At 44.9% G+C, this 11,643-nt stretch carries 11 protein-coding genes and 2 pseudogenes; 1 reads left to right on the top strand and 12 read right to left on the bottom strand.

Annotated elements, in window-relative coordinates; translation table 11 throughout:
• Positions 1–254: 254 nt before the first annotated feature.
• The 4 genes and pseudogenes from ABUE30_RS12700 to ABUE30_RS12715 all read right to left on the bottom strand — a co-directional run bounded on the left by ABUE30_RS12700 (position 255) and on the right by ABUE30_RS12715 (position 3,015).
• Complete coding sequence (locus ABUE30_RS12700; protein ID WP_408624169.1) at positions 255–698, bottom strand: alpha/beta fold hydrolase; 444 nt, start codon at positions 696–698, stop codon at positions 255–257.
• 127 nt (positions 699–825) lie between these two features.
• Entirely contained in the window at positions 826–1,434 is a 609-nt protein-coding gene (locus tag ABUE30_RS12705) for a TetR/AcrR family transcriptional regulator (protein WP_408624170.1), read from the bottom strand.
• 47 nt (positions 1,435–1,481) lie between these two features.
• Positions 1,482–1,749 (bottom strand): annotated as a pseudogene (locus ABUE30_RS12710) (IS5/IS1182 family transposase); the annotation flags it as partial.
• A gap of 294 nt (positions 1,750–2,043) precedes the next feature.
• A complete protein-coding gene (locus tag ABUE30_RS12715; protein WP_408624171.1) occupies positions 2,044–3,015 on the bottom strand; it encodes an NmrA family NAD(P)-binding protein in 972 nt (323 codons plus the stop codon).
• Positions 3,016–3,394: 379 nt separating this feature from the next.
• Between ABUE30_RS12715 and ABUE30_RS12720 the strand changes: the two are divergent.
• Positions 3,395–3,562: pseudogene (locus tag ABUE30_RS12720) on the top strand (ISAs1 family transposase); the annotation flags it as partial.
• Here the strand turns inward: ABUE30_RS12720 and ABUE30_RS12725 are convergent.
• The 8 genes from ABUE30_RS12725 to atpG form a co-directional block, all read right to left on the bottom strand.
• The gene (locus ABUE30_RS12725) at positions 3,532–3,906 is read right to left on the bottom strand and encodes a PDDEXK family nuclease (protein ID WP_408624172.1); all 375 of its coding nucleotides are present in this window, start codon (positions 3,904–3,906) and stop codon (positions 3,532–3,534) included. The pseudogene ABUE30_RS12720 and the gene ABUE30_RS12725 overlap by 31 nt on opposite strands.
• A gap of 93 nt (positions 3,907–3,999) precedes the next feature.
• Positions 4,000–5,832 (bottom strand): glutamine--fructose-6-phosphate transaminase (isomerizing), encoded by a 1,833-nt coding sequence (glmS, locus tag ABUE30_RS12730; RefSeq protein WP_408624173.1) that lies wholly within the window; start codon positions 5,830–5,832, stop codon positions 4,000–4,002.
• Positions 5,833–5,869: 37 nt separating this feature from the next.
• Positions 5,870–6,640, bottom strand: coding sequence for a DeoR/GlpR family DNA-binding transcription regulator (locus tag ABUE30_RS12735; RefSeq protein WP_408624174.1), 771 nt, complete (start codon positions 6,638–6,640; stop codon positions 5,870–5,872).
• A gap of 116 nt (positions 6,641–6,756) precedes the next feature.
• Positions 6,757–7,311 (bottom strand): GNAT family N-acetyltransferase, encoded by a 555-nt coding sequence (locus ABUE30_RS12740; RefSeq protein WP_408624175.1) that lies wholly within the window; start codon positions 7,309–7,311, stop codon positions 6,757–6,759.
• A 30-nt stretch (positions 7,312–7,341) separates the two neighbouring features.
• Positions 7,342–8,706, bottom strand: coding sequence for a bifunctional UDP-N-acetylglucosamine diphosphorylase/glucosamine-1-phosphate N-acetyltransferase GlmU (gene glmU / locus ABUE30_RS12745; protein ID WP_408624176.1), 1,365 nt, complete (start codon positions 8,704–8,706; stop codon positions 7,342–7,344).
• A 198-nt stretch (positions 8,707–8,904) separates the two neighbouring features.
• Positions 8,905–9,324, bottom strand: coding sequence for a F0F1 ATP synthase subunit epsilon (locus tag ABUE30_RS12750; RefSeq protein ID WP_408624177.1), 420 nt, complete (start codon positions 9,322–9,324; stop codon positions 8,905–8,907).
• 31 nt (positions 9,325–9,355) lie between these two features.
• On the bottom strand, positions 9,356–10,732 hold the full coding sequence (atpD, locus tag ABUE30_RS12755) for a F0F1 ATP synthase subunit beta (protein ID WP_408624178.1): 1,377 nt from the start codon (positions 10,730–10,732) through the stop codon (positions 9,356–9,358).
• A gap of 35 nt (positions 10,733–10,767) precedes the next feature.
• Positions 10,768–11,631, bottom strand: coding sequence for a F0F1 ATP synthase subunit gamma (gene atpG, locus ABUE30_RS12760; protein ID WP_408624179.1), 864 nt, complete (start codon positions 11,629–11,631; stop codon positions 10,768–10,770).
• Positions 11,632–11,643: the final 12 nt, after the last annotated feature.

Consider the following 11,643-nt stretch of genomic DNA (forward strand, 5'->3'; position numbering starts at 1 on the left):
TTGATAGATCGAGACGCCATACCCAAGTCGAATCATAGAGTCATCTATTACATAGAATGTGCACCCAGTAGGGATATTAACTGAAAAATAAGTGGCCATATTAGCCACTTATCCAGCTTACTATAATTCATTCAGTTTTGGGTTGCCGACCAGAAAGATGCAACACCTCAGTAGGCATTTTATTTTCATCTCTCAGCCTTTACTGGCGGATCCCTTCATATTTTTTAATCCTGCGCGATGTTGTTATTATCATTTTATTGATGATACGTTACTCTTACTGTGCGATGTATCCATTGACTTATGGTAGTGAGCGCTCCAGACGCGTAGCCGTGACGACCCATTATAACAAAGACGACTTTTTTCCAAAAAGGCCACTCATTGGGTAGTTGGTAATTAAACCAATTCGCATTCAACAAGCCATGGGTAGCATTTTTTATAACAAGCGTTTGTTGATCTTTCATTTTATCTAGGTATTGCTTGTATATTTTGGGGTTGTATATTGGATCGACATTTTTATCGTATTCGCCCCAAAGAGCCAAAACAGGGCCCTGCATAGTCGCTAGGTAAGGTATCGAATCCCTGTTGTAATTGCGTACTACGAAGTTAAAACGAGCTTTTGCCATTGTTGGTCGTTGACTTGGATTTGCCGTATCAGGGTTACCAAATAGGGTATTGTTCTCTTTAAGATTTGCTGCCACAGCCTGACGGACTTTATCAGGACCGAAGCCTTCGGACTCTAATTGGCGCTTTGTATAATTGCGGGTGGACGCAGTGTACTGAAATGAAAACAGAATTATGCCCGTGTCTATGAATCACACAATTTAATCAGGCAGTAGGTGAATAATGTTGGGTAAAAATCGATATAGCTCTCTTCACTTTTTCTTTTTGCACATCAAGTTCAGGAGGTGACTCAATATTCCAAAGGCACTTCTCTGCCACCCCGGAACTGCATAATGCCTGAAAATCAAGGACACAATCAGTAATATAACAGTGGCATAGCAAACCTTCATCCATCAATTCTTGTATCACTTGCGACATGATCACCAATATTTTCTTAGGGCCATTTTCATAGAATACATGAGCTAACTCAGGAGAGCGTCCCGCCTCTCCGATAACTAAACGCTCTAACGAAACAACGTCAGGACTAGTCACAAAAGCCAGATAGGCAATTCCAAGATGATATAAAACAGCCCTGACATCCGGTTTAAACTCAAGGGAACTCAGTAAACTCATATCGCTCCCAACACCGACTTCAACGATATACGCTTTGAAAATGTCATCTTTAGAAGAAAAGTAGTTATACAATGTCATCTTGGAGGCATTCGCTTTGAGAGCAATAGCCTCCATTGTTACACCAAAAAAACCACGTTCAAGAAACAAATCCCCCGCAGCATGAATGAATGTCTGCCTCTTGGCTAAAGTTTTCTTACGCATCCTTTTCCTATACTAGGGTCTGTTGATCTTTGCTGTGCAACGATTAATCAGCAATACATCGGTAGCCGCATTAATATAAATGCCAGTGATACCATACTGACATAGTATTCTCTAATTTTGTCATATTTTGTTGAAATTGAAAGATAATTATTGATTCGATCAGAGGCACTTTCAACTAAATGGCGAGACTGACATAGTCACCACTCCATACTGCTTTTATCTATATATGGCTCATAATTTCGCTTAGCAATGACGGTCTCTCGGCCTTTAAAGCTTTACATATTTACTGAACAGCATACTGCCATAACCTTTGTCGAATGACCTCCACAGGTTTTTCATAGACGGGATCAGTGCTTTTCGCTATTTGAAGGGACAGTGTCCATCATTGTCGGTTAACATTATTCAGGCATGGTGTAGTTGTTTTTGGCGAAATAATTATAACTCTTCACCATGCCTTTCAAAAAATGCCCACCCAAAATAGACAGACACTAGTTCAATGCTTGCCAAGTTAGAGAGTTTAATCTATCCATCAACGGTTCGATATGATGGCTAGTGCTCCCCTCTCGATACAACTCCAATCAAAGCTTATTCGATCATGCCTACTCACACTTAATGAATCATCGAGGACATCACCCAATAGTTGGTTAACTGTTTCTCCCAAACAAACTTATACATTGGTAATAGTTGTGTTGGGTTAGTCGGACGCATCCCCGTTAGCAACTCTACATTGTTACTATTCACATCCATTAATCCATCCGATATTGCTCTTTCATTGGTTACCATATCATTGCTGCACCATGGCACTGGAGATTTCGAATAATCCCCATCAGTGGCGTGAGGAATATGCAGTGAATCGAGGTAATGATAAAACGCCTCATTATCCATTGGTATATATTGATAAGGGATGCCCGAATAGTCCGAAATCAATTCACAAATACTACGCTCACTAATGGAAACTCCTGTAATATCGTAAGATTGATTAACCTCGCCTTTACCCAGCAGCAGCGCCGCGCCAACTCTAGCGCTATCATCTTTAGCGATGAATGTCGCTTTTCCCTCACCTGCTGTTGTACACCAACGATAATCAGACAAATGGGCCATAAGCAGGGAGTTCGTGAAGTAGTTTTCCAGATAAAGATTATTACGCATGACATTAAACGAGACACCGAGTTGGTGCAGGTACATTTCGGTCCAAGTATGATCAGGGAGTACATATTGAGTATAGTTTTCTTTATCTGCTCCGATAAAAGACGTGTAAGTAATATGCTGTATCCCGGCTCTTTTTGCACAATCAAGCACTCTCTTATGTTGCTTGATACGCTCGGGCCCATTCAGTACACTCGAGACCATCCACAACCTCTCCCCTCCTTCGAAGGCACTGAGCAGCTGTAGTTCGTTATCATAATTGGCTTCTATTATACTAATGCCAAGGTTTTGCCACCTTTCCATGTTAGGTCGAAGCACTCTATCCATGCGGCTACATGTGAATAACAAGTCTTGTGCATCCGCTTGTTGCGCCATATTCTCTGCGACCCTTGACCCCAACTGTCCATCCACCCCAGTTACAATATACTTTTTCACTATCATATCCTCTTTATTTGTCATTCAGCCTGACCTAGACGGTCTTTCTATCAATTCCACTAATGCTTGTATGAATTGTTGATCAATAATAACTGTACGATATCGTATAGTTAATAATCTTACATTTCCTAGTTATGTATATTGATTTAAATCAAGCTGGAACAGTCAAATATGAGAAAAGCGCCAGACAGTAAATTCAAAGATCCTGGAGCTCCCTCCTTGCAACACAGGGCCCTTTATGCACTGATATTTACTTGCTAGCTTTGCCAGAAATGGCCAATCAGTTGCAAAGTCCTACAATAGTTATCCAGCTGAGTTTGGCCGTAACATTATTGAGTCTGGGGATTGGTCAACTGCTTCTTGGTCCTATCAGTGATCAAGCTCAAGAATAACGCTGGATAGCGCGGTAGAAAATATCGCTTTGTTTAGGCGGTTCGTGATGAACATGCTCAAGCAGAGCGACTGTGGTGCACCAAGCCAGAAGAGTAAACTCAAAAAAGCGGGTTGGAGCGATGACTATCGGGCACGGGTATTATTTGGGTTATAAATTGAACAAAGTATGCTCGCGCCCTGAAGTTTTCCTGCTATCTGAGGATGCTTTATACCCAATCGCTCACAAATACTTAAGCTATCAACGATAGGTAAAGGGTACTGCTCTTTAATATCAGTCGTTGGTTGGTATCGGTCAAAAACAAGAAAAGCGGAGAGTTCAAGACGGGAAAGCAAATGATGAAGGCGAGTTGAGTTTCTTCCTAAAATACGAAAACTCTCACCTTTACTGCTTATTTCGTGAACTTTGATGAAAGGCTCATACGAACGACTAGAGCCTAAACCTCTGGTTTTAAGTCGTTTTTCATCACTTTGATCTAGCGGTCTTTCTGAATCACGCATAAATAAGCCTCCTGTCTAAATGGACATTAGCAGGAGGCATAAAAACATCAAACTATTATATAATCACACACTTGTAGAAGCGGATCATTGCGGTTATTCCACTGTCACTGATTTGGCTAGGTTTCTGGGCTGATCAACGTCGGTGCCTTTGATAAGCGCGACATGATAAGCCAGTAGCTGAGTGGGTACGGTGTAGATAATTGGGGCGATGATCTCATCCACATGAGGCAAATTAATCACCTTCATCGTAGCATCGCTTTGGAAATTAGCATCTTTGTCGGCAAACACATAGAGTAAACCGCCGCGCGCGCGCACTTCTTCCACATTGGATTTGAGTTTCTCAAGCAATTCATTATTCGGCGCCACGACGATGATTGGCATTTCAGAGTCAATCAATGCAAGTGGGCCGTGTTTGAGCTCACCGGCGGCGTATGCTTCGGCGTGAATGTAGGAGATCTCTTTCATCTTCAGCGCGCCTTCTAGAGCAATCGGATACTGACTGCCACGACCTAAAAACAGGCTATGCTGCTTATCGGCAAATTCTTCAGCGAGCTTCTCAATTTCGCTATCTAGCGTTAGAGTTTGTTCAATTTTTGCGGGTAGGCTTTGCAAGCTACTGACAATCTGTTGCTCTTGCTCAGTCGACATCCCTTTGTGACGACCAATACTCACCACCAGCATCAGCAACGCGGCCAGTTGTACGGTAAATGCTTTGGTCGATGCAACACCAATTTCAACGCCAGCACGCATCATATAGGCGAGATCTGACTCGCGTACTAATGAGGAACCATCCACATTACAGATCGTGAGAGAGGCTTTATACCCCATCTCTTTAGCAAGACGCATCGCCGCCAATGTATCGGCGGTTTCACCACTTTGGGAAAGAGTGACTAATAAGCTGTTTTTAGGAACAAATGAGTGGCGATAACGAAACTCGGAGGCAATTTCAACATTACACGACACACCTGCGAGGGCTTCAAACCAATAGCGCGAAACCATTCCTGAGTTATAGGAGGTACCACAGGCGATAATCTGCACATGCTCAATTTGTGGCAAAATATCGCGGGCCTGCGCGCCGAACACATCATCCAGCACACGGCCTGCCTTAATTCGTCCATCTAAGGTTTGCTGTAGAGCGGTAGGTTGTTCATAAATTTCTTTAGCCATAAAGTGCTTATACAGGCCTTTGTCGCCGCTATCATTAGAAGCACTTGACTCAACCACGTCGCGTTCAACGAGTGTACCGTGACAGTCAAAAATCATCACGCTTTGGCGAGTGATATCAGCTACATCGCCCTCTTCAAGATAGGCGAAACGGCGAGTAACGGGCAACAACGCAATTGGGTCAGAAGCAACAAAGTTTTCGCCAATCCCAAAACCTATCACCAACGGGCTACCAGAGCGGGCTACGATAATGCGGCTGGGATCTCGCCTGTCCATGATGGCCATGCCATAGGCACCCTCTAATTGCAGGCTGGCTGCTTGTACCGCTTCACGCAGTGAGTGGTGAGTTTTAAGCAGTTCATAGATTAAATGACCAATCACCTCTGTATCCGTATCGGAGTCAAACTGATACCCTTTAGCTTGCAGCATTTTCCGTAGCGGCTGGTGGTTTTCAATGATGCCATTATGCACGACTGCTATGGTTTCACATGAAACATGTGGATGAGCATTGCGCTCGCTAGGCTCGCCATGAGTCGCCCAACGCGTATGCGCAATACCGGTACCGCCTGATAGTGGCTCTTGGGCAAGCGCATCTTTAAGCGCCTGTACTTTCCCTAAACGGCGCAGCCGCTTAAGTTCACCGGTTGACGTAATCGTAGCGACCCCTGCCGAGTCATAACCGCGATACTCCAAACGATGTAGCCCTTCAACCAAAATATCAGCCACATCTCGCTGCGCTACTGCGCCGACGATTCCACACATATCTATCTCCTCATATTTAATCAATTCGTTATAGTATTTATAATTCGTTTGCTACGATAACCTGCACCCCATGCGCTTCAATCGCTTGGCGGTCTGCATCTGCTATCTTATGATCGGTAACCAATATTCGGATCTGTTGCCAAGGCAATTCGACATTATGCATCTTACGACCAATTTTGTTGGATTCAGCCATCACCACCACGTCCCGAGAAACCTGTGCCATGACTTGGCTTAAGCCAAACAATTCATTAAAAGTGGTGGTTCCGCGCTCCACATCTAAACCATCTGCGCCGATAAACAGTTGGTCAAAGTCATAGGATTTAAGGACCTCTTCGGCAACTTTGCCTTGAAAGGCCTCTGAGTGAGGATCCCACGTTCCACCGGTCATCAATAAGACGGGTTCGTTTTCTAGCTCACGCAATGCACCCGCAATATTCAATGAGTTAGTCATCACTACTAACCCTTGCTTATCACTCAGTTCAGGCAGTAAAGCAGCGGTAGTAGAGCCAGAATCGAGAATAATGCGATGGTGGTCTTTGATTAGTCGCGCAGCAGTTTTAGCAATCGACTTCTTTCGAATCGAAACTTCCGGCTCATTTGCATCCAATAATAACTCACTCGGCAGCGGAATCGCCCCGCCGTAACGGCGCAGTAATAAACCACTCTCTTCAAGTTCAGTCAGATCTTTGCGGATAGTTACTTCAGAGGTATTAAATTGTTGGGCCAATTGATCAACTTTAACTTCACCTTGACGATTAAGTTTCTCAATAATGAGTCGACGACGCTGTTGGGTGTTTCGCTTTGCCATAAACCTGTAACTTTAAGTTTCAAACTGAAAGTTACTATAGACACATCGAAAGATAAGATCAACTTACTGAACTAAAAATTCAGCAAGTTGTGAGAAAAATACGAGCAGGATGTCGACTAGAATCGAAAATCAGGGTTTACTTTGGCGGTGAGAATATGGTCTCGCCATTGGCCGTTAATAAATAGATAATCTTTAGCTAACCCTTCTTCTGTAAAACCAAGGTGTTTCAGGACTGCGCCGCTACGATGGTTCGTCGGTATGTAGTTTGCCATCAAACGGTGTAACTTAAGCTGCTTGAAAATCATAGGGATCGCAGCGCTTAAGATCTCGCGCATATACCCTTGCCCTTGCAGTGTTGCATCTAAGCCATAGCCTAGATGAGCCGCCTGAAAAATACCTCGCACAATATTTGAAACATTAACGGTTGCAATCACTTGTTGACCCGATCGATCCAGTGCCACCAACGGCATACCAGCGCCCTGCTCATAAAGCATCAACATCCCTGCCACATTCTCACGGGTCTGTTTGAGAGAATAATAAGCTTCACTGCGAGGCGGCTCCCATGGACCCAGATGATCACGATTGCGAAGTCGATAATCAGCCAACAGCGGCGCTAACCCAGGTTGCAGTAACACCACCTGCGCTCGCTCAGTCACAACATGAATACTCATACAAAACACCTTATCTATTGGGATGATCGATTATGATTTTTTAACAGGGCGCTGCCAACCGCTCAGCGATGTTTGCCGTGTTCGAGAGATCGTCAATTGCTCGGCGGGGGCATCTTTACTAATTGTTGAACCAGCTCCGATAGTGGCATTTTTCCCCACCCGCACCGGCGCAATCAGCTGACTATCACTGCCGATAAAGGCACCATCTTCGATAATCGTTTTGAATTTATTCACACCATCGTAATTGCAGGTAATAGTGCCAGCACCAATGTTGACGTTAGCCCCCACTGTTGCATCCCCCAAATAACTTAAGTGACCACACTTAGAACCTCGGCCCAATGTGGATTTTTTCATCTCAACAAAGTTACCAATATGCGCATCTTCAGCCAATTTTGCCCCTGGACGCATACGCGCAAATGGCCCAGCTGAACTTCCCGCTTCAAGCGTCGCGCCTTCGATCACTGTATTGGCTTTTACAATGCAATCATCGCCAATCACGCAATCACTCAGTACGCAATTAGCGCCAATTTGTACGCGTTGACCCAGCTCAACGCGGCCACTGAAGACACAGTTGATATCAATGATGCAATCTTGGCCATGCTCGAGTGAGCCGCGCAAATCAAAGCGCTGAGGATCCATTAAGGTCACACCTGATTCCAATAATTTATGGGCCAACTTACGCTGATAGGCGCGTTCTAATTCGGCTTGCTGCACACGACTATTCACACCAGCAACTTCATCGGTTGATTGAGCCACCACGCTGGTCACGCTACGCCCTTCTTGAACCGCTATCGCAATCACATCGGTAACATAATATTCATGCTGCGCGTTGTCATTACTCAGCTGGCTTAAGAAGTATTTCCAATCTCGGCCACTGGCTACCATGATCCCGGTGTTTACTTCGTCAATGGCTCGCTCAGCCTCACTGGCATCTTTGTGTTCGACTATGGCGCATATCTGACCTTGCTCATCTCTAACAATACGACCATAGCCACTTGGATCGCTTTGTACCACTGTTAATAGCGCAATGCCATCGCTAGGTTTAGTGGCAATGAGTTTTTCAAGCGTAGCCACTTCCACCAACGGTGTGTCACCATAGAGCATCAGCACCACATCATCGTCGGTAAATTGCGGGGCAGCTTGTAACATCGCATGGCCAGTTCCAAGCTGTTCACTTTGTTCCACCCAGTTTAGATCATCGCCGCAAAGAACCGTTTTTAATTGCTCGCCACCATACCCATAAACTAAGTGGATTGAACTCGCGCCTAGCGCACGCGCACTATCTATCACATGCTGCACCATCGCTTTGCCAGCGATAGGATGGAGTACTTTGGGTAAACGAGAATGCATCCGGGTACCTTTGCCGGCTGCGAGGATAACCACACTTAAGCTCATGGAAAACTCCAAAGATTATTCAAATCGATAAACCAACTGATTATAACAACTTATCAATTAATCCAAACCACGGTTTCTTATCAACAGCTAGATTAATCTGCACTGAGGGACATCTTAAAAAGCATGATGATAAAACGAAAAAAGGTAACCGTTGCGGGTTACCTTTTTATTCGTTGTATTAAGCTTCAGTAAGAAGGATTAGCGATTTTTTACCAAATCAAGTACACGTAACTGCGCGAGAGCTTTCATCAACTCGCCTTGTGCCTGCACATAATCAATATCATTATGCGGGTTATTAATTCGCTCTTCCGCTGATTGTTTTGCTTTTTCAGCTTTACTGCGATCCAAGTCTTGACTACGAATCGCTGTATCGGCCAGCACCGTCACTAAATTTGGCTGCACTTCTAAGATCCCACCGGATAAGTAGATCACTTCAGGTGTGCCATGTTGTTTGACGATACGTACCATACCGGGCTTAATCGGAGTCAGCAATGGAGCATGGCCATAACGAATGCCCAGTTCCCCTTCCTGACCGGTCACCTGAATACTTTCAACCAACCCTGAGAACATTTTGTCCTCGGCGCTAACCACATCCAGATGGACTGTCATTGCTGCCATGATAGCCTCCTCTATCCCCTAAGCGGAGAGATTAGATTTTTTTAGCGTTCTCAACTGCGTCTTCGATAGCACCACAGTACAGGAAGGCCTGTTCTGGAAGATCATCGTAGTCACCGTTTAAGATGCCTTTAAATCCACGAATCGTATCTTTAAGAGAGACATAGATCCCTGGATCACCAGTAAAGACTTCTGCAACGTGATAAGGCTGGGTCAGGAAACGTTCAATTTTACGAGCACGCGCCACGGCCAACTTATCATCTTCAGACAGCTCATCCATCCCTAAGATAGCGATGATATCTTTAAGATCTTTATAACGCTGTAACATCGACTGCACACCGCGAGCAACATCATAGTGCTCTTGGCCAATAACCAATGGGTCCAATTGACGACTGGTTGAATCCAGTGGGTCAACGGCTGGATACAAGCCAAGGGAAGCAATATTACGTGACAATACGACCGTTGCATCTAAGTGGGCAAAGGTTGTTGCTGGCGATGGGTCAGTTAAGTCATCCGCAGGCACATAAACCGCTTGAATCGATGTGATCGAACCCGTTTTAGTCGATGTAATACGCTCTTGTAGAACGCCCATCTCTTCAGCCAATGTTGGCTGATAACCTACCGCTGATGGCATCCGCCCCAACAGTGCTGATACTTCAGTCCCAGCTAAGGTATAGCGATAGATGTTATCGATAAATAACAACACATCACGACCATCATCACGGAATTTTTCCGCCATGGTCAAACCAGTCAGTGCAACGCGCAAGCGGTTTCCTGGTGGCTCATTCATCTGACCGTATACCATCGCAACTTTATCGATAACGCCAGATTCTTTCATTTCGTAGTAGAAGTCGTTCCCTTCACGGGTCCGTTCACCTACCCCTGCAAATACGGATAAACCTGAGTGAGCAGTTGCAATGTTGTTGATAAGTTCCATCATGTTGACGGTTTTACCGACACCCGCACCACCGAACAAGCCAATTTTACCACCTTTGGCAAATGGGCAAATCAGGTCGATCACTTTTACGCCAGTTTCAAGCAGTTCAATCGAACTAGACTGCTCTTCATAGGTTGGTGCGGCGCGGTGGATCACATATTTTTCTTCAGCTTCGACTTCGCCAAAACCATCCACAGATTCACCCAAGACGTTCATAATCCGTCCTAGAGTGCCTTCACCAACCGGTACTTTAATTGCCTCGCCAGTATTGCTCACTTCCATACCACGTACTAGGCCATCTGATGTGCCCATAGCGATACAACGCACAACACCACCGCCAATTTGCTGCTGAACTTCCAGTACCAGATCGGCACTTTCGACTTTCAACGCATGGTAGACGTGAGGCACACTGTCCAGTGGAAACTCAACGTCCACAACAGCGCCAATAATCTGGACGATGTTACCGTTACTCATGTTGATTCCTCTAAATTCTTTTAGCTTAGCTGCCCTTATACCGCTGCAGCCCCTGAAACAATTTCTGTCAGTTCTTGGGTAATGGCGGCCTGACGTTCTTTGTTGTAGACCAATTGCAGAGTGTCTATCAGACTGCTGGCATTATCGGTTGCAGCTTTCATTGAAATCATGCGAGCTGCTTGTTCACATGCCAAGTTCTCCACAGACGCCTGATAGACCTGAGACTCAACATAACGAGACATTAAAGTCGTCAGAATATCCCGCGCATCAGGTTCATAAATATAATCCCAATTACGCGATGCTATTTCAGGGTCATCTGCTTTAGGCAGTGGCAAAATTTGATCAATCTTCGGTTGCTGAACCATGGTATTGATAAACTGGTTATACACTAGATACAGACGATCAAGTTTACCTTCATCGTAAGCGTCTAACATCACACGCACCGTCCCAACCAACTCATCAAGCGCAGGTTTATCACCTAGCCCAGAGTTTTGGGCAACCACATTCCCGCCATGAACGTTAAAAAAAGCAGTCGCTTTTGAACCTAACAGTGCTAAATCAACCTCAGCACCTTTGTCGCGCCACTCTTTCATATCTGAAAGTGCTTTTTTAAACAAGTTCACGTTCAAGCCACCGCACAACCCACGGTCACTGGAAACAATGATATAACCGACGCGCTTAGCTGGCCGTTCAATCGTATAAGGATGTTTATACTCGAGCTTACCCAGTGCGATATGACCGATCATTTTGCGCATAGTATTAGCGTATGGACGACTAGATTCCATACGCCCTTGAGAGCGACGCATCTTACTGGCGGCAACCATTTGCATCGCTTTGGTAATTTTCTGTGTGTTTTTTACACTACTGATTTTACCTTTAATCTCTTTTCCGCCAGCCATACAGTTATGCTC

The organism is Celerinatantimonas yamalensis (assembly GCF_046054155.1).
GTDB lineage: Bacteria > Pseudomonadota > Gammaproteobacteria > Enterobacterales > Celerinatantimonadaceae > Celerinatantimonas > Celerinatantimonas yamalensis.